General features: G+C 64.4%; 21 protein-coding genes. 4 read left to right on the top strand and 17 right to left on the bottom strand.

Annotated elements, in window-relative coordinates; genetic code table 11:
* From AC58EF_RS15475 to AC58EF_RS15555, 17 genes are read right to left on the bottom strand one after another with little or no spacing between them, the layout of a single operon-like run.
* Window positions 1–1203: an acetyl-CoA C-acyltransferase gene (locus tag AC58EF_RS15475; protein ID WP_497277259.1), complete on the bottom strand. Its 1203-nt coding sequence runs from the start codon at window positions 1201–1203 to the stop codon at window positions 1–3.
* 14 nt (window positions 1204–1217) lie between these two features.
* Entirely contained in the window at window positions 1218–1592 is a 375-nt protein-coding gene (locus AC58EF_RS15480; RefSeq protein ID WP_497277260.1) for a nuclear transport factor 2 family protein, read from the bottom strand.
* Between the two features lie 5 nt (window positions 1593–1597).
* Entirely contained in the window at window positions 1598–2059 is a 462-nt protein-coding gene (locus AC58EF_RS15485; RefSeq protein WP_497277261.1) for a MaoC family dehydratase, read from the bottom strand.
* 3 nt (window positions 2060–2062) lie between these two features.
* On the bottom strand, window positions 2063–2854 hold the full coding sequence (locus AC58EF_RS15490; RefSeq protein WP_497277262.1) for an SDR family oxidoreductase: 792 nt from the start codon (window positions 2852–2854) through the stop codon (window positions 2063–2065).
* Window positions 2851–3930, bottom strand: coding sequence for an acyl-CoA dehydrogenase family protein (locus AC58EF_RS15495; RefSeq protein ID WP_497277263.1), 1080 nt, complete (start codon window positions 3928–3930; stop codon window positions 2851–2853). Before AC58EF_RS15495 ends, AC58EF_RS15490 begins: the two co-directional genes overlap by 4 nt.
* Window positions 3930–4835 carry an SDR family oxidoreductase gene (locus tag AC58EF_RS15500; RefSeq protein ID WP_497277264.1) on the bottom strand — a complete coding sequence of 302 codons (906 nt, stop codon included), beginning with the start codon at window positions 4833–4835 and terminating at the stop codon, window positions 3930–3932. The genes AC58EF_RS15495 and AC58EF_RS15500 overlap by 1 nt, the downstream gene beginning before the upstream one ends.
* A 12-nt stretch (window positions 4836–4847) precedes the next feature.
* Window positions 4848–5291, bottom strand: coding sequence for a nuclear transport factor 2 family protein (locus AC58EF_RS15505; protein ID WP_497277265.1), 444 nt, complete (start codon window positions 5289–5291; stop codon window positions 4848–4850).
* Entirely contained in the window at window positions 5288–5932 is a 645-nt protein-coding gene (locus tag AC58EF_RS15510) for a gamma carbonic anhydrase family protein (RefSeq protein WP_497277266.1), read from the bottom strand. The genes AC58EF_RS15505 and AC58EF_RS15510 overlap by 4 nt, the downstream gene beginning before the upstream one ends.
* Before the next feature lie 5 nt (window positions 5933–5937).
* Window positions 5938–7089: an acetyl-CoA C-acetyltransferase gene (locus tag AC58EF_RS15515; protein ID WP_497277267.1), complete on the bottom strand. Its 1152-nt coding sequence runs from the start codon at window positions 7087–7089 to the stop codon at window positions 5938–5940.
* A complete protein-coding gene (locus AC58EF_RS15520) occupies window positions 7082–8113 on the bottom strand; it encodes an acyl-CoA dehydrogenase family protein (protein WP_497277268.1) in 1032 nt (343 codons plus the stop codon). The genes AC58EF_RS15515 and AC58EF_RS15520 overlap by 8 nt, the downstream gene beginning before the upstream one ends.
* 13 nt (window positions 8114–8126) lie before the next feature.
* Entirely contained in the window at window positions 8127–9272 is a 1146-nt protein-coding gene (locus AC58EF_RS15525; RefSeq protein ID WP_497277269.1) for an acyl-CoA dehydrogenase, read from the bottom strand.
* Window positions 9272–10021: an enoyl-CoA hydratase family protein gene (locus tag AC58EF_RS15530; protein ID WP_497277270.1), complete on the bottom strand. Its 750-nt coding sequence runs from the start codon at window positions 10019–10021 to the stop codon at window positions 9272–9274. The genes AC58EF_RS15525 and AC58EF_RS15530 overlap by 1 nt, the downstream gene beginning before the upstream one ends.
* Window positions 10022–10033: 12 nt before the next feature.
* Complete coding sequence (locus tag AC58EF_RS15535; RefSeq protein ID WP_497277271.1) at window positions 10034–11113, bottom strand: NAD(P)H-dependent flavin oxidoreductase; 1080 nt, start codon at window positions 11111–11113, stop codon at window positions 10034–10036.
* Window positions 11113–12018: an enoyl-CoA hydratase gene (locus AC58EF_RS15540; RefSeq protein WP_497277272.1), complete on the bottom strand. Its 906-nt coding sequence runs from the start codon at window positions 12016–12018 to the stop codon at window positions 11113–11115. The genes AC58EF_RS15535 and AC58EF_RS15540 overlap by 1 nt, the downstream gene beginning before the upstream one ends.
* Window positions 12018–12806: a CoA-transferase subunit beta gene (locus tag AC58EF_RS15545; RefSeq protein WP_497277273.1), complete on the bottom strand. Its 789-nt coding sequence runs from the start codon at window positions 12804–12806 to the stop codon at window positions 12018–12020. Before AC58EF_RS15545 ends, AC58EF_RS15540 begins: the two co-directional genes overlap by 1 nt.
* Window positions 12806–13669, bottom strand: coding sequence for a CoA transferase subunit A (locus AC58EF_RS15550; protein ID WP_497277274.1), 864 nt, complete (start codon window positions 13667–13669; stop codon window positions 12806–12808). The genes AC58EF_RS15545 and AC58EF_RS15550 overlap by 1 nt, the downstream gene beginning before the upstream one ends.
* A 19-nt stretch (window positions 13670–13688) precedes the next feature.
* Window positions 13689–14606 (bottom strand): VOC family protein, encoded by a 918-nt coding sequence (locus AC58EF_RS15555; protein WP_497277275.1) that lies wholly within the window; start codon window positions 14604–14606, stop codon window positions 13689–13691.
* A gap of 314 nt (window positions 14607–14920) precedes the next feature.
* Between AC58EF_RS15555 and AC58EF_RS15560 the strand changes: the two genes are divergently transcribed.
* The 4 genes from AC58EF_RS15560 to AC58EF_RS15575 all read left to right on the top strand — a co-directional run bounded on the left by AC58EF_RS15560 (window position 14921) and on the right by AC58EF_RS15575 (window position 18228).
* Window positions 14921–16117, top strand: coding sequence for an acyl-CoA dehydrogenase family protein (locus AC58EF_RS15560; protein WP_497277276.1), 1197 nt, complete (start codon window positions 14921–14923; stop codon window positions 16115–16117).
* 11 nt (window positions 16118–16128) lie between these two features.
* On the top strand, window positions 16129–16944 hold the full coding sequence (locus AC58EF_RS15565) for an alpha/beta fold hydrolase (RefSeq protein ID WP_497277277.1): 816 nt from the start codon (window positions 16129–16131) through the stop codon (window positions 16942–16944).
* Window positions 16937–17437: a flavin reductase family protein gene (locus AC58EF_RS15570; protein ID WP_497277278.1), complete on the top strand. Its 501-nt coding sequence runs from the start codon at window positions 16937–16939 to the stop codon at window positions 17435–17437. Before AC58EF_RS15565 ends, AC58EF_RS15570 begins: the two co-directional genes overlap by 8 nt.
* Window positions 17438–17523: 86 nt before the next feature.
* Window positions 17524–18228, top strand: coding sequence for a fumarylacetoacetate hydrolase family protein (locus AC58EF_RS15575; RefSeq protein WP_497277283.1), 705 nt, complete (start codon window positions 17524–17526; stop codon window positions 18226–18228).
* Window positions 18229–18323 lie beyond the last annotated feature (95 nt).

The following is an 18323-nucleotide window of genomic DNA, read 5'->3' on the forward strand; positions in this document are numbered from 1 at the left end:
TCAGGCGACCTCGAACAGGCCGGCAGCGCCCATGCCGCCCGCGACGCACATCGACACGACGACATAGCGCACGCCACGCCGCTTGCCCTCGGTCAGCGCATGGCCGACGAGCCGCGATCCGGTCATGGCGAAGGGGTGGCCGATGGCGATGCCGCCGCCATTGACGTTCAGCGTCTCGGAATCGATGCCCAGCTTGCGCTGGCAATAGATGGCCTGCGACGCGAAGGCTTCGTTGATTTCCCACAGGCCGATATCGTCGATCTTGAGGCCCGCCCGCTCCAACAACTTGGGGATCGCGAAGACCGGGCCGATGCCCATTTCGTCCGCGCCGCAGCCCGCGACCTGGAATCCGCGATAGAGGCCCAGCACGGGCAGGCCTTCCCTCTGCGCGGTGGCCAGGTCCATGACGATCTGGGCCGATGCGCCATCGGACAGCTGGCTGGCATTGCCGGCGGTGATGTGCCTGCCTTCCTTGATGACGTCGCCATTCTTGAAGACCGGCTTCAGTTCCGATAGCTTTTCAAAGGTCGTACCCGCCCGGATGCCTTCATCCTTGGTGAGGGTCAGTTCTTCCTTGCCCGTCTCATTGCCTTCCTTGTCGAACAGCGCCCTGGTGACGGTGATGGGCGCGATTTCCTCATCGAACCGGCCCGCTTCCTGCGCGGCGGCGGCGCGCTGCTGGCTCTGCGCGGCGAAGCGATCCTGATCCTCGCGGCTGATGCCATAGCGGTCGGCGACGATCTCGGCCGTCTCGATCATCGCCATATAGGCGTAGGGATCATGATCCTTCACCCATTCCGACCGGTTGCGGAAGCTGGGATAATGTTTGTCGAGGGTGAGCGACACATTCTCCGTGCCGCCCGACAGCGCCACGTCGATTTCATTGGCGATGATCCCCCGCGCCGCAAAGGCCAGCGCGTTGAGACCGGACGAGCATTTGCGGTCCATGGCAAAGCCCGCCGTCGTGTCGGGCAGGACCGATCCATGCACGGCAAGCCGGCCGATATTATAGCTCTGGGTATTCCACTGATTGGCGCAGCCCATATAGACATCGTCGACCCGTGCCGGATCGATACCGGCGCGGGCGATAGCGGCGTCGACGACATGAGCCGCCATGCGCGGGGCTTCGGTGTCGTTGAAGGCACCGCGATACGCCTTGCCGACGGCGGTGCGGGCGGTGGAGATGATGGCGGCTTCACGCATTGGGGCAGTCCTTCTTAAAAACCGTGCATGTTGGTGGGACCCCAGAAGGCCCGCATTTCGACCACCTCGTTCGCCTCGTTGAAGCGGAAGATGTCGATCACATCGATGCGCTTGGGGCCGCCGTCGAAATTCAGGTTCACGCTGAAGGGAAAGACCGCTTGGTCGCCGACGATGCGCACCGGCCCTTCCAGCGCGAGCGTCGCGCCCGTCTTCATCGATTCGGCGTAAAAGGCGCGGATGGCGTCGCGGCCATGATGGACCGGGCTGCCGACCGGGTCTTCGACGGTCGCGTCGGCGGCATAGAGGATGGCGACCTGATCAGGGCTGCCAGCCTCGAACGCGGCGACATAGGCATGGATGGCGGCTTCCATCTTTACGGGATCGGGCATGGACTTCACTCCGGGAAATAACGGCTGATGGTGTCGATGACGCAGGCGGGTTTTTCGCTGCCGTCGATTTCGATCGTCACGCGGACGGTGGACTGGATCGCGCCGCCCTTCACTTCTTCGACCTTCACGATCTCACCGGTGCCGCGAATACGCGATCCAACCGGCACGGGCGCGAGGAAACGGGTCTTGTCCATGCCGACATTGACCCCGGCGGCAAAGCGCCGGACCTCGATCATCTGCGGCAGGAACAGGTTGACCAGGCTGAGCGTCAGATAGCCATGGGCGATGGTGGCGCCGAACGGACCGTCCTTCGCCCGTACCGGGTCGACATGAATCCACTGATGATCGCCGGTGACGTCGGCAAAGCGGTCGACCCGGTCCTGGTCGATCAGCAACCAGTCGCTGGCGTCCAGCACCGTCCCTTCCTTGCCGATCAGGTCGCGCGGGGATTCGAAGATCAACGCCATCGCTCAGGCCCGCTGGCTGGAGCAGGAGATGATTTCGCCCGTCAGATAGGACGACATCTCGCTGGCGAGGAAGATCATGACATTGGCGACCTCCCACACTTCGGCCGGGCGTTTGAACGCTTCCCTCTCGACCAATATGTCGAGCGCCTCCTGGGTCGTGACCTTGGCCAGGAAGGGGTGCATCGCCAGGCTGGGCGCGACCGCGTTGATCCGCACGCCATGCTCTGCGGCTTCGATCGCGGCGCAGCGGGTGAAGGCCATCACGCCCGCCTTCGCGGCGGCGTAATGAGCCTGCCCCTTCTGCGCGCGCCAGCCAAGGACGGAGGCATTGTTGACCATCACGCCCGCCTTGTTGGCGTACATGCCGGGCAGGAACGCGCGGGTCATGCGGAACAGGCTGGTCAGTGTGACGTCGAGGACGCGGCTCCACTGGTCGTCGGTCATCTCGACAATATCGACCTCGCCGCCCAGTCCGGCATTGTTGATGAGCACGTCCACCCGGCCAAGGGTGGCCAGAGCCGCGTCGCGCAGGCCCTGCACGGCCTCCTCACTGGTGACGTCGCACATGAACGTCGCCGGCCGTTCCACGCCCGCTTCCTCGGCGATCCGGTCGGCGGCTTCGTCCAGGCGGCGTTCGTGGAAATCGCTGATCAGCAGCGTCGCGCCTTCCTCGGCGGCACGTTTGGCGACCGCGAAACCGATGCCGGTGCCGGCGGCAGCGGTGACGACGACGGTCTTGCCCTTCAACAGGCCGGTCGGCGTGGGATAGGGAGGAACGGGAAAGGTGGCGGTCATGCGGCGTCCTTCAGAATGATCCGGGCGAGCGCTTCGCGATGCTGGTCGGGGGAACCGAGCCAGCTTGAAGAGGCGCGCGCTCGCTTGAAATAGAGATGGGCGTGATGTTCCCAGGTAAAGCCGATGCCGCCATGCAGCTGGATCGCGTTGCCGCTGATCGATCGATAGGCGTCGGACGCATAGCTGCGGGCGATATGGCAGGCCTCGGCCAGTTCCTCGCCATTTTCATCGATGGCGGCGGCGGCATAATAAGCGGCCGATCGCGATGCCTCGACCAGCATCATCATGTCCGCGAGCATATGCTTATAGGCCTGGAAGGAGCCGATCGGGCGGCCGAACTGCACTCGCTGTTTGGCATAGTCGACGGTGGCGTCGAGGCTATATTGCATCCCCCCCGTCTGCTCCGCCGCCAGCAGTCCCGCGCCGATGGCGAGAGCGCGGTCGATCGCCGTCCCGGCTTCGCCCGCTTCGCCCAGCAGCATATCGGGCGTCACCGCGCAGTCGAAAGTTAGGGTCGCGAAGCGGCGGGTGCGGTCCAGGCTGGGAAACGCCTCGACCGACAGGCCCGGCGTGCTCGCGTCCAGCACGACCAGGCTGTCGTCGGCCGTCGCGACGACGATCAGCTCTGCGACATGGCCGAAGGTCACGAAATTGGCCGTGCCCGTCAGCCGACCGTCCGAAAGGGCAGGGCGGCCGGCCGTTCCGGCAAAAGAGGCGCGCGTGCCGGAAGCCAGACGCGGGAGGAGCGTCGCAAGCTGTGCTTCATCCCCCGCCGCCAGCACCGCCTGCACGGCCAGCACCGCCGTCTCGAAGAATGGTACGGGCGCAAGGCGCCGACCGGTTTCTTCCAGCACCAGCGCCATGTCCACCGCGCCCAGCCCCAGCCCGCCATAGGCTTCCGGCACCATCAGCCCGGCAAAACCCATCTCCTGCGTAAGGCTGCGCCACAGGCTCTCATCGAAGCCGGTCGTGCCCTCCACCGCGGCGCGCACGACTTCTGCGCTCGCCGCCTCGGTCAGGAAGTCGCGGGCGGCCGCCTGAATGGCGCGCTGATCGTCGCTGAGCGCGAAGTCCATCAGGCCCCTCCGTAGACCGGCTTGGCGGGTTCGCGGGTTTTGATGAGCTTGCGGACGATCGGGTCCAGCTCGCTCGCCTCGAACCGCGCGCCTTTTTCATGCGTTGGGCTGTCGGTCCAGCCCTGCGACAGGAAGATGGTGCCGCCCTTCAGTTCGAACACCTGGCCCGTCACGCCCTTCGACTGTTCGGACACCAGATAGGCGACCAGCGGCGCCATATTCTCCGGCGCGAAGATATCGAATCCATCATCCTTCACCGCCATATCGAAGGCGCCGGTGTCGGTCATGCGGGTGCGGGCATTGGGCGCCAGCGCATTGGCGGTGATGCCCAGACGCCCCAGTTCCGCCGCCTGCACCAAAGTCAGCGCGGCAATGCCGCCCTTCGCCGTCGAATAGGCCGACTGGCCGACCGACCCCTGAAGGCCCGCACCGCTGGTCGTGTTGATGATACGGGCGTCGACGGGATTGCCCGCCTTGGCCTGCGCGCGCCAATATTCGGCGGCGTGGCGGCTGGTGCAGAAATGGCCGCGCAGGTGAACCCGGATCACCGCATCCCATTCCTCAGGCGAGCAGGTGAAGAACATGCGATCGCGCACGAACCCTGCATTGTTGACCACGGCATGGAGCGCGCCGAAGCTGTCGAGCGCCTGTTCGACCATGCGCTTGCCCGCATCCCAGTCGGCGACATCATCGGTGTTGGCGACGGCCTCGCCGCCCATGGCGCGGATTTCGTCCACCACCTGCTCGGCCGCGCCTTTGGTCAATCCGGCCTCGCCATGAGTGCCGACGCCCAGATCGTTGACCACGACCTTGCAGCCTTCCGCCGCCAGACCCAGCGCATAGGCCTTGCCCAGCCCATTGCCCGCCCCGGTCACAATGGCGACACGTCCTTCGCAGATACCCATTTTTCTACTCCTTCATTGCGCCGGGACGGGGATCAGCAGATGCTGGCTGACGTCCCCGACCAGATCGAGCAGCGAATAATCCCGCTGCGAAAAGCGCCATTTTCCGTCCTCGCGGATGAAGGCGTCATGATAGCGGCCAGCGCAGATCGGCTGCAAAGGCAGGTCCGGCGTGGCCTGGAAAACGGTGTAGTAGGACCGGCATGTCGCGGTCCCGGCATCTTCGTCGATCTCGACGATGGGGTTGGTGATGACATGCTTGGTGCGCGGCGTGCCGCAGGGATGGATGCGCACATGCGCGCGCCACAGCGCCAGCATCGGCGCGGCCCCTTCGACCTCGCCCCCACTGGTCTTGATCCGCGCCTTGTCGAACAGCGCGGCCACGCCCTCCAGATCGCCCGCGTCCATCCGCTCGGCATAAAGATAGAGCAGGTTGGTGATCGCCGTCGCGCTGGTCATGCCTGTTCCTCCCGTTCCGCCGCCTGCCGTTCGCGCAGAGCCGCCGTCTCGCCCGTCAACCGCACCGCGACGGCGTCCGACCGGACGCGCTGCCGGTCCGGTTCGGGCGCGGCCAACGGCTCCGCCTCGACCAACTCTGTCAGCGCCGCGCGCGCCAACTTCTGATATTCGCCCGCGCCGTCATTCTTCCATGTCACCTGATGCGGTTCGAACGTCTTGATGATCTTGGCCGGATTGCCCGCCACCAGACTGCGCGGCGGCGTTTGCGTGTCCGACTTCACCAGGCTCAGGGCCGCGACCAGATTTTCCGGCCCGATCACGGCATTGTCCAACACGACCGCATTCATGCCGACCAGTGCATTCTCGCCAATCTCGCAGCCATGGATGATCGATCCATGGGCAATGGTCGCGCCCCGCCGGATGATCGTGTCGCGAAGCTGGTTGGCGTGCACGGTCACGCTGTCCTGGATGGAGCTGTCGCCTTCCACCACGATCCGTCCGAAATCGCCGCGCAGAGATGCGCCGGGCGCGATGAAGCAGCCCGGCCCGACGATCACGTCCCCGATCAGCGACGCCAGCGGATGGACGTAGCTGGTCGGGTCGACCACGGGAACGATCCCCTGATAGGCGTAGCTGGGCATCGCCCTTACAGCCGCTCGATGATGGTGACGTTGGCCTGACCGCCGCCTTCGCACATGGTCTGGAGGCCATAGCGGCCGCCGGTGCGCTCCAGTGCACTGAGCAGGGACGTCATCAGCCGCGCCCCGGTCGCCCCGATCGGATGGCCCAGCGCGATGCCGCCGCCCTGCACATTCACCTTCTCATGCGGGATATCCAGTTCCTTCATCCAGGCGAGCGGAATGCTGGCGAAGGCTTCGTTGCATTCGAACAGATCGATGTCGGCAATATTCATGCCCGCCTTCTTCAGCGCATATTGGGTTGCGGGAATGGGTCCGGTCAGCATCCACACCGGATTGGCGGCGCGGACCGACAGATGGTGGATGCGGGCGCGAGGCTTGAGGTCATGCTCTTTCATCGCCCGTTCGCCAGCGATCAGCAGCGCGGCGGATCCGTCGCAATTCTGGCTCGCGATGCCGGCGGTGATCAGGCCGCCTTCGCGTACCGGATTGAGGCTCGCCAGACCTTCCAGCGTGGTCGCAGGGCGAATGGTTTCGTCCCTCGCCAGACCCTCAAAGGCCACGACTTCCCGGCCGAACCAGCCATTGTCCCAGGCCGCCTGCGCGCGCTGGTGCGACGCGAGGGAGAAAGCTTCCATCGCCTCGCGGCTGATGCCCCATTTCTCCGCGATCATCTCGGCGGACCGGATCTGGTTCACTTCCTCGTCGCCATAGCGCGCGTCCCAGCCTGTCGCGCCCTGGAAGGGGCTGTCAAAGCCATAGGCCTGCCCCGCGAACATGGCGGCGGAAATGGGGATGGCGTTCATCGACTGGCTGCCGCCCGCAACGACCAGGTCCTGGGTGCCGCTCATCACGCCCTGTGCAGCGAAATGGACAGCCTGCTGTGACGATCCGCACTGGCGGTCGATGGTGACGCCGGGGACTTCCTCGGGCAGACCCGCGACCAGCCATGCGGTGCGGCCGATATCGCCCGCCTGCGGCCCGATCGTGTCGCAGCAGCCCCAGACCACGTCATCGACCCGAGTGGGATCGATGCCGGTGCGCTTCACCAGCTCGCGGATCGGATGCGCAGCGAGATCGGCGGGGTGAACGCCCGCAAGGCTGCCCTTCTTGCGGCCGATGGGGCTGCGGACGGCGTCGATGATATAGGCTTCAGGCATGGTTCGTCTCTCGTGCGAAAGTCTGGTCGGGACCGGAGGGCTGGGAGAACAGCCGCTGCGCGATGCGGGCGCGGTGGAAGGCGGGCGTGCCCCAACTCTGGGTCAGCGCCAGCGCGCGCTTGAGGAACAGGTGCACATCGACCTCCCAGCTATAGCCCATGGCGCCATGCACTTGGATGGCGGCGCGGGCGGCCTTGTCGGCGGCTTCCAGCGCGACCAGCTTGGCATGGCTGATGCGGGCGCGGACCTGCATGTCGCGATGGCCGATTTCGGCGGCGGCGGCCATGACGACCGGGCGGGCGAACTCGATGGCGACCTGCGCGGAAGCGAGGTGGTGCTTCACCGCCTGATAGCTGCCGATGGGTTTGCCGAACTGCTGCCGTTCCTTGGCATAGTCGACGGCCATGTCCACGGCCCGCTGGGCAAGGCCCAACCCGTGCGCGGCAGCGAAAAGGGCGGCGCGATCCAGCGCCAGATCCCAGTCCGCCTTCCCCAGCGCCGTCGCGTTGTCCGTGGTCCATTCCACGCGGAACAGGCGGCGGAAGGGGTCGATGACGGGCTGCGCGACCAGCGCCACCTGATCGGGCGTGGCAAGGAAAGCCTCGCCGTCCTTTTCCAGCAGGATCGCCGCCGCGCTGTCGGCATGGGCGACGAAGGGATTGATCGGATGCGCGATGGCGACGGTCGCCAGCGGATCGGCCAGCGCCGCATGATCGGGCGCCAGCGCAGCGAGCATCGGCGCGGCGACGCCCGCGCTTTCCACCAGCGGTTCGGGCAGGGCGACATAGCCCGCTTCCCGCGCGATCAGGGCGAAATCGACTTCGGACAGGCCGATGCCGCCCGCGCTTTCGGGCAGCAGCACCAGCGTCAGGCCGGTCTCCACGATCGACGCCCAGCGGGCATCCTCACGCGCTACTCCGGCTTCCATCATCCTGTGCCAGTGATCGGGGGTGCAGCTATCCGCGAACAGCGTGCGCGCTGTCTCCGCGAACATCTGCTGTTCTTCGTTCAGGGTGAAGTCCATGTCCGCCCCTTCCTCAGCGCGGCAGGCCGAGCATCCGCTCGGCAATGATGTTGCGCTGGATCTCGTTCGATCCGGCATAGATCGGCCCGGCGAGCGAGAAGATATAATCGTCCAGCCAGTCATGCGCGCCCGGCGGCGGGATCAGTTCCGCCTCGGTCCCAAGGATCGAGAGCGCAGTCTGATGCAGGTGGATGTCGAGTTCCGACCAGAAGATCTTGTTGGTGCTGGCTTCCGGTCCGATCTTCGCGCCGGCCATCAGCCGCGATGCGGTCTGGTAGATGGAGAGCGCATAGGCGTCCGCATTCATATGCGCGCGCACGACATCGGCCTCCAGCATGGGATCGGCGCTCGACTCGCGTGAGCGCCACAATTCCGCCAGCTTCGCCGCCGCCACCTGATAGCGGGCAGGGGAACGCAGCATCAGCCCGCGTTCGAAACCTGCCGTCGCCATGCAGATATGCCAGCCCTGGCCTTCGTCACCCAGACGGTTGAAGGCGGGCACCCGCACATCCTCCAGAAAGATTTCAGCGAAACCGACATGGCCGTTGATCTTCTTGATCGCATTGACCGTCACGCCCGGCGCGTTCAGCGGGAAGAAGATGAGGCTCATCCACTTATGCCGTTCCGTCCCCGGCGTGCGGAACAGGCCGAAGGCCCAGTCCGCGAACACGGCGCGGCTCGACCAGATTTTGTGGCCGTTCAGGATATAATCGTCCCCATCCGCCGCGCAGGTCGCCCGCACCCCGGCAAGGTCGCTCCCCGCCTGCGGTTCGGACCAGGCCTGCGCCCAGATTTCCTCGCCGCTCGCCATCGGCGGCAGGAAGCGCTGCTTCTGCTCATGGGTGCCGAACTCGATCAGCGTCGGACCCAGCAGGAAGATGCCGTTCTGGCCCACACGCCCCGGCGCGCCCGCACGCGCATATTCCTCCTCGAAGATCAGCCATTGGATGAGGTCGACGCCCCGCCCACCATATTCCTTCGGCCATGTCACCATGCCCCAGTCGCCGGTCTTGAGCGTCGCTTCCCAGCAGCGATGCGCTTCGAACCCCTCGCGCGTCGCGTCATAATGTTCCAGCGGCTGCGTCGGCACATGGGCTTCCAGCCATGCGCGCACTTCCGCCCGGAAAGCCTGTTGTTCGGGGGTGTAGGTCAGGTCCATCAGAATTTCGCCGCCTTGCCGGTCTCGACGAAGGCGTCGCGGGCCTTCTGGCTGTCTTCATGCATGTACATTTCCAGCGTGAAGCCCTGTTCCCAGCGATAGCCGCGATCCACGTCGCGGGCTTCCAGGCCGTTCAACGCCTCCTTGGCGATCACCAGCGCCTTGCGCGACTTGGACGCGACCAGCGCGGCAAAGGCGCGGGCTTCGCTCTCCAGGACGGCGCGGGGCACGACCTTCTCGATCGCGCCGAGGCGATAGGCTTCCTGCGCCGGGATATTGCCGCCGGTGAAGAAGGCGGCGCGGACCTTGTGCAGCGGCAACATGCGCGACATATGGCTTGCCCCGCCCATCGCGCCGCGGTCGATCTCCGGCAGCGAGAAAAAGGCGTCATCCGCCGCGATGATCGTGTCGGACGCGCCGCAAATGCCGATGCCGCCGCCGATCACGAACTTGTGCACCGCGACCACGACCGGGATTTCGGCTTCATGGATCGCCTTGAAGGTCAGGTAATTGCCGCGATTGAGATAGGGGATGCGCTCGGGATGGGCCTGCATCTCCTTGATGTCGACGCCGCCGCAAAAGCCGCGTCCCTCGGCCCGGATCAGAATGCAGTGGACCTGCTCGTTCCGCGCCGCCTCGCTGATGATCCTGGGTAGGCTGTTCCAGGTCTCGCTGTCGAAAGCGTTGACCGGCGCATGATCGAAGACGATTTCCGCGACCCGGTCCTGAATGGTGCTAGTAATCGGCATCTCAGTCTCTCCTCAGGCGGCCGAAGCGGTTTCGCGGCCCAGCGCGGCCAGACGCTCATGCGCCTCATCCACAATGCGATCGACCAGTTCCCGGCAGCTTGGAATTTCGCTGATGCGCCCGCCGACCACGCCGGTCGCCATCACGCCATGCTCTATGTCGCCATCGACCACTGCCTTCTGGATCAGCATCGGCATGGTCGCGGCCATCATCGCCTGTTTCAGGGGCATCGCGCCATGGGCGGTCATGCCCCGCGCCGACTGGATAAGGCTCAGCCAGCTCGCGCCGCTCTGCTTCTTCATCGTCCTGCTGGCTTCGATGGCGCGCAGCCACATGCCCAGTTTGCCCGACTTCTCGATCCGGTCCATCAGCCTGGTCCGCACCATGCGCTGGGGAATGCCGTCCAGTTTGGTGGTGACGATGATGCGGTCGGTGCTGGCTTTCAGATATTCAGCCTTCGCCACATCCGGCACCGGACTTTCCCGCGTCAGCAGGAAGCGCGTGCCCATGGCGATGCCCACAGCGCCATAGGCCAGCGCTGCCGCCAGCCCGCGCCCGTCGGCAAAGCCGCCGCTGGCGATTACCGGTACCTTCACCGCGTCCAGCACTTGCGGCAGCAGCACAGTGGTGGGCACCGACCCGGTATGGCCGCCGCCTTCCCCGCCTTGCACATTCACCATGTCGACGCCCAGCTCGACCATCTTCTGCGCGTGCTTGACCGCGCCCACGGTCGGCACACAGAGAATACCGGCATCCTTGAAGCGCGCGATCATCTTGGCATTGGGGCCACGCCCGAAACTGACGGCGCGCACCTGATCCTTGTTGGCTAGGATCAGTTCGACGATCTGCTCGGCGCCGGGCTGGAACATATGGAAATTGACGCCGAAGGGCCGGTCGGTTCCGCGCCGCACCGTCAGGATCTTCTCCCGTGCCTCATCGGGCGTCATCACTGCCGCACCCAGAAAGCCGAACGCCCCGGCATTGCTGCTGCCGATCACCAGAGACGGCTCCGCCACCCATCCCATGGCGGTCTGGATGATCGGCCAGCGGCAGCCCAGCCGCTCGGTCATGACTGTGTGCAGCGGATCGCCCATCAGCCTTCGCCGGCTTCTTTCTTATTCGCCGCCGCCATCGCCTTGCCGTCGAGGCCGCCAATCGAATTGCCCATCGTCAGGTCATTCTGGGCATGAGCGAAGTGGTGCATGTGATATTGCGCTTCGATCGCGTTGCGCTTGCCCATCAGTTCCTCGACATGGTTGACCGCCTGCTTGGTCAGCCAGTTGCCAAGCCGCGGCTGCCCGACCAGCTTCGCCGCCATCGCTGCCACCGTCTCGCGCAGCGCCTCGCGGGACACGATCTTGTTCACCATGCCGAACTGCTCGGCGCGCTGGGCGCTCATACGCTCGCCCAGCAGCAGGAACTCCTTGGCGATGCGCGGTGGCAGCTCATAGGCGTGGGCGAAATATTCAACCCCCGGAATACCCATGCGGTTGACCGGGTCCTGGAAGAAGGCGTCGTCGCTCGCCACGATCAGGTCGCAGACCCAGGCGAGCATCAGCCCGCCCGCGACGCAGGCGCCCTGCACCATGGCGATGGTCGGCTTGGCGACGTCGCGCCAGCGCCGGCACATGCCGACATATTGCTCCTTCTCGCGCGTATAGAGCAGTTCCGCTGCAGGCTTGTTGACATGGGGCGGCACCATCAGCCGGTTGTCGAACTGCTTGTGCAGGTCGCGGCCCGGCGTGCCGATGTCATGCCCGGCGGAGAAATGCTTGCCATTGCCGCCGAGCACGATGCAGCGAACGTCATCGTCGTTCGTCGCCTTGATGAAGGCGTCGTCCAGCGCATAGGTCATCTGTCCGTTCTGGGCATTGTTGAAGCCCGGCCGGTTCAGCATGATCCATGCGACATGGTCGATCACCTCATAGGTGATCGGCTGGTCGGTTTCATAGACGATGTCGACCTTTTGCGGCTCGACCAGGCGATCGGCGTCGCTCATCATGCCCTCCTTGCCGGTGGATTGTCCTTGATGACGGATGCGCGGACATATTGCGGGTCGAGGCCGGCGATGATCTCCAGCGCCTCGGTGCCCGGCAGCGGTGTCTCGATTATGTCGCCCTTCTCCAGCGGGAAGCCGGTCGCTTCCTGAACCTCTTCGAAGGTCACGCCGGGATGCAGCGAGATCACGCGGATGGCGTTATCCTTGCCGCCAAAGTCCATGACGCACAGGTTGGTGACGATCCGGCGCAGGTCCACGCCCGAATAATTGCCGCCCGCCACGCGCTTGGCCGGATTATAGCCGACACCCGACACCATATCCACTTCGCCGCTCACGAAGGTCCGGGCGCTGTGCATGGGGAAAAAGAAGCTGTTGGCATGATAGATGGTGTTGCCCGGAAAGCCGCGCACGCCCAGCATCTGGGTCTTGGGCCGGTCGTAAGTGCCGCCCAGATAGCTCAAATTGATCTGGCCGAAGCGGTCGAGCTGGGTGGGCGTCACCATGGCATGGCGGCGTCCCGTCCAAACCGCGCTATCGAAGAAGCGCGAGAAGGGAAGGTAGCCCGCCGCCTTGCGGTCGTCATAGCCGCGCGGGCCGATCGGCACGGGCTGTTCGACCAGATAGGCTTCGCCATCGGTCATCATCAACTCGGGGCTGTGGGTCAGCTTGGCCAGGCTTGCGGCCAGACGCGGAACCGGGCCGACGCCGGTGGCGATGATCTCGCCATTGCCGCGAAAGGCTTCGGAACAGGCGAAGATGCAGAGTTCTGCCAGAGTCACGTCAGTCATCAGAATATCGGGAGCGGGAGAGCCGCCACCGCCTCCTTTCCGCCAATGCTTTCCAGATAGGCTTGCTCGGTCGCGCCGACGAAGCGGTCGGCTACCGCCGCCCAGTCGCCCGGTTCGCGGGCGGCGTCGGCATAGGCCTTGAACGCCTTCATGTCCCAGCCATAGGCGGGCGGCATGGAACTGGGATGCGCGCCGCAGGGCAGGTGGACCACGCCGCTAACGAAGCAGCGCTCGAAGACATTGAGTTGCGCGTCGTCGGGATAATGATCCTCGATGCGATCGACCAGCTCCTCGCAGGATACATAAGTCTTCGTGGCCGCCTTGGCGAACCATTCGTCATAATAGGTGTCGGCGCCGAACAGATGGACATTGCCGCGCCAGTCGCTGCGATTGGCGTGGATCAGCGCCACGTCCAGTTTCAGCGCGGGCATGGCGACCAACGTTTCGGCATCCGCATAGGGCGACTGCACGGTCTTGAGGTCGCCCAGTTCGGCAAGATCGGTGCCCAGGCCCACGCGGGTCGGCAGGAAGGGCAGGCCGAAGGCGGCGGCCTTCAGGCCCCACTGGAACATACCTTCGTCCAGCTCCAGCACCTCGATCTGCCCGGCCTCACGCGCCTTGCGGAACCAGGGTTCCAGCGGAATCGCATCGAGCGAGACGAAGGCGAAGACCAGTTTCCTGACCTTGCCGGCCGCGCAAAGCATCCCGACATCTGCGCCGCCATAAGCGACGATGGTCAGGTCCTTCAGGTCAGAGCGCAGGATCGCACGAACCATTGCCATGGGTTTGCGGCGCGGACCCCAGCCGCCGATGCCGATCGTCATACCGTCCGATAGTTGGCCGACGACCTCTTCCATGGTCATGCGTTTATCGAGCATAGTCTCAGTCATCCTTTTCATGGGCCCACTTGTGACCCCAATCACTCACCGCCATGCTGGTCGTTGGAACCCATGATGCCGGGTCGATCACCATCCCGTTCCAGCCATATTCGATGTCGAAACCGCCAGGCGTCTGCATGTAGAAGCTCGTCATCTTGTCGTTGACATGGCGACCCAGCGTTGCCGACAATGGAACCTTGCCCTTACTCTTGAGAACCCGGTCATAAGCGCGGCCGACATCTTCCAGCGCGGCGACCTCCAGCATCATGTGGACGGCGCCATTCGGGCTTTCGGGCATTTGTCCCAACGCCAGGCTGTGATGGCGACCGTTGCAATGGAGGAAGGCAAAGCCCACGCCCGGGTCATCCGGCCCCCCGCCCATCAGGAAGAAGCGACCCAGATCGGTGTCGCGCAAACCCAGCACATCCTTGTAGAAAATGTGCGTCTCTTCAAAATTGGGGGCGGTCAGGACGACATGGCCCAGCCCCATGTCGCCATTGTCGCCCGTGACGAAGCGGCTGACGCCTGCGGGCGATGTGAAGGGCACATAGTCGACGAATCGACCGTAGAAGATTTCCATCGCGTTGCCCGCCGGGTCCGACGATCGTGCCAATTCATAGACCTTGCGCGCCCGCGCCTCCATGATGTCCGCGCGTTCGACCGGACGTCCAGCGGCCTCCAGCCGTGCCAGAACCGATTCGAAATCCTCGCGAGTCGCACATTCCCAGCCCGGCGCGACGAACGCATTGCGCTCTCCTTTCTGCACCCACAGGCGAAATGGCCGGTCGTCCATGCGGAACAGCGCGACGTCCTCGCGGTCGGATTGTGCAGGCATCAGGCCGACGATATCGCTTGCGAAATCACGCCAGACGGACAGGTCGTGCGCCTCGATAATCACATAGCCCAGCGATTTTACTGCCATTCCAGCTGCCTCACCCTGTTGTCCATTTCACTGTCGTTCGTCATTGTCTCTCGCGTCGATGAATTGTCAATTTCACTACGCAAAATCTATCACGGTAAGGCCTTTGGCTGGCAAATGCCGCGATTCGATTGCCTTCATCTAATGCGATAATGGCAATTCGTTCGTGAATCGCCTATAAGCATCGCGCTGAATGTGCAAGTCCTGTTTGCCTTGACGTTTTGCGTAATGAAGATTTATATGAACTACGCATATGGCCGGTTCGGCTGCTATAGTTTTGAATGGAGACGATGATGACGGGAGCGATGGCGAGTCCAATGACAGGAGCTGAGGAGGCATCCCTGCCATCCCCCGGCAGCCTGATCGAGCGCGCGCGCGCCATGATCCCCGTCCTGCGCGAACGGGCGCGAGCCTGCACGCTCGGCCACGACGTGCCCGTCGAAACCGTCACCGAAATGAAGGAGGCGGGCTTTTTCCGCATCCTCCAGCCCAAGCGCTATGGTGGCTATGAAATGCATCCGAATGTCTTCTTCGAGGTGCAGAAGGCGCTGGCCGAAGGCTGCATGTCGACTGGCTGGATCTACGGCGTGCTCGGCTGCCACCCCTATGAGCTGGCGCTGTTCCATGACGAGGCGCAGAAGGAAGTCTGGGGCGAGGACCCCGACATGCTGGTTTCCTCCACCTATCAGCCGGTCGGCAAGGTGGAAAAGGTAGAGGGCGGCTTCTACCTGTCCGGCCGCTGGGGTTTCTCCTCCGGCTCGACCCATTGCGGTTGGGTGCTGCTGGGCGCGATCAACTTCGACACCGATGGCGGCCCGCCGGATATGCGGACCTTCCTGCTGCCCCGCTCCGACTATCAGGTGATCGAGGGGACGTGGGATACGTTCGGGCTCCAGGGCACCGGCAGCTTCGATATCCTCGTGGAGCGGGTCTTCGTCCCCGAGCATCGCACCCATCGCGCCGCCGACGGCTTTGCCTGCACGAATCCGGGGCAGGAAGTGAACACCGGCCCGCTCTATCGTATGCCCTGGGCACAGCTTTTCACACGTTCCGTGTCAAGCGCGGCTTTTGGCGGCGTGCGCAACGCCACCAATGCGGCGATTGAGATCATGCAGAACCGCGTGTCGAGCAACACCGGCAAGGCGTCCAAGGCCGACCCCAACCTGCACGCCGCCATCGCCCGCGCGATCGCCGAGGTCAATGAGATGGAGTTGACCCATCGCGCGACCTTCGACGAACTGATGGACTATGCGGAGCGCAACCAGCCCATTCCGATGGAGCGGCGTGCACTGTTCGCCTATCAGTCGGCCAGCGTCGTGCGCCGTATGGCGGACCTGGCCGATGACATGGTGAAGCTGCTGGGCGGCCGGGCGGTCTATATGTCCAGCCCGATCCTCCAGCCCTGGCTTGACCTGCACGCCGCGCGCGCGCATGTCGCCAACGATCCGGGCAATCGCACAAGCGACGTGGTCGGCACCATGCTCGGCGAGGCGCCGGCTTTCACCTTTATCTGAGGACGCGCGACATGACGAACGAGATCATCAGCAAGACTTATCGCGTTTCGGGCGGCCACGACATTCTGGTTGCGGAATCCGGCGCCGGCCCCGCCGTGGTGTTCATCCACGGCAGCGGCCCCGGCGCCTCGGGCGTTTCCAATTTCCGGCAGAATGTGCAGGCCTTCGTGGACGGCGGCTTCCGCGTCATCCTGCCCGACCTGATCGGCTATGGCGCGTCCTCCAAGCCAGAGGGCATCGACTATACGCTCCAGCTCTTCACCGACACGCTCTATGAGGCGCTGGTCGCCCATGGCGTGGAGAAGGCGGTGCTGGTCGGCAATTCGCTGGGCGGCGGTATCGCGCTTCAGATGGCGATGGATCATCCCGGCTTCGCCGAGCGGCTGGTCCTGATGGCGCCGGGCTGCATTCATGAGCGCGAGGAATATTTCAAGATGCCGGGCATCGCCGGGATGGTCAGTTCCTTCGGCGGCCCCGACTTCAATGAGGAGGAGCAGCGCCGTCTCATAACCAATCTGGTATATGATCCGGTCCATGTCACCGACGCGCTGGTCAAGGAACGTTTCGCCGTCGCGCGGACCCAGCCCAAGGATGTGATCGTGCGGATGCGCACACCCAATCTGGCGCCGCGCCTCAGCGAACTGGCGATGCCCATTATGCTGTTCTGGGGCCGCAACGAACGCTTCATGCCGCTGGAGGGCATCGACCTCTTCTTCGAGGCGTGCCCGGACGTGCGCTGCGTGACCTTCAACAAGGTCGGCCATTGGGTTCAGGTCGAGCGCGCCGAGGAATTCAACCGCTATGCGCTGGACTTTCTCCATGGCTAGCCTGCCCGACATCGGCATGGTTCCGGCGGATGCCGCGGCCGGCTTTCGCGGCGCGATGCGACGTCTCGCATCGGGCGTGGCGATCGTCGTCGCGTGCGGCGAGGGTGCGCCGGTCGGCATGGCGGCGACGTCGATCACCTCGTTGACGATGGACCCGCCCGCGGTGCTGGTCTGCGTCAACCAGGCGGCGGGCATACATGCTTGCCTGTCGCCGGGCTGCCCGATCAGCATCAACATTCTCTCGCGCCATCAGCGCGATGTATCGGCCGCCTTTGGCGGCGCGGTAGCGCGGGAAAGGCGGTTCGAGGTCGGGCAATGGATCATGGATGACCATGATCTGCCGATGCTGGACGAGGCGCAGGCCAATCTGACCTGCACGATCGACAGCATCACGCCCTTCGGCACGCACAGCATCGTCGTCGCCCGTGTCAAGGCCGTGCGCCTCAGCGATACGGTCGAACCCCTCATCTATCAGGATGGAGCCTATTTGTGAGCGACACCGTTGACCAGAGCCTGAACGCCAGTCTGGCGGAGGAGCTCTACCGCGCCTTGCGAGACGAGCGCACCGTGCCGCCGCTGATGGGGCGCTATCCGGCGCTCACCATCGACGATGCCTATGCCATTTCGTTGGGCGCGCTGGAACGACGCAAGGCCGATGGAGAACGCGTCGTCGGCAAGAAGATCGGTGTCACCAGCAAGGCGGTGCAGGATATGCTGGGCGTGCATCAGCCCGACTTCGGCTTTCTGACCGATCGGATGTTCGTCGGCGGCGACATCGATATCAGGGCCAACCGCCTGATCCAGCCGCGGGCCGAGGCGGAGATCGGCTTCATCCTTAAAGACAGCCTGAAAGGACCGGGCGTGACGGCGCAGCAGGTGATCGCCGCGACGCAGGCGATCGTCCCCTGTTTCGAGATCGTCGACAGCCGCATCGAAGACTGGAGGATCGGCATCGTCGACACGGTGGCGGACAATGCCTCGTGCGGGGTGTTCGTGCTGGGCGAGGCGCGGAGCGACCCGCGCGACCACGACCTTCCCAACCTCCATGTCACTGTGACCAAGAACGGCCAGCCGCTCTCGGAAGGCTATGGCCATGCGGTGCAGGGTTCCCCGGCCGAAGCGGTCGCCTGGCTCGCCAACACGCTGGGCGCCTATGGCGTGACGCTGGAGGCGGGCGATGTGATCCTGTCGGGCAGCCTGGTGCCGCTGGAACCGGCGAAAGCCGGGGATGTGTTTGAAATGCAGTTGCACGGCGTGGGCGCCTGCACTGCGCGCTTCGTTTAAAGTGGAGGTTTCATGACTGGCAAGGTGAAGGCCGCGATCATTGGATCGGGCAATATCGGGACGGATTTGATGATCAAGATGATCAAATATCCGCA

The organism is Sphingobium sp. WR1 (assembly GCF_059693745.1).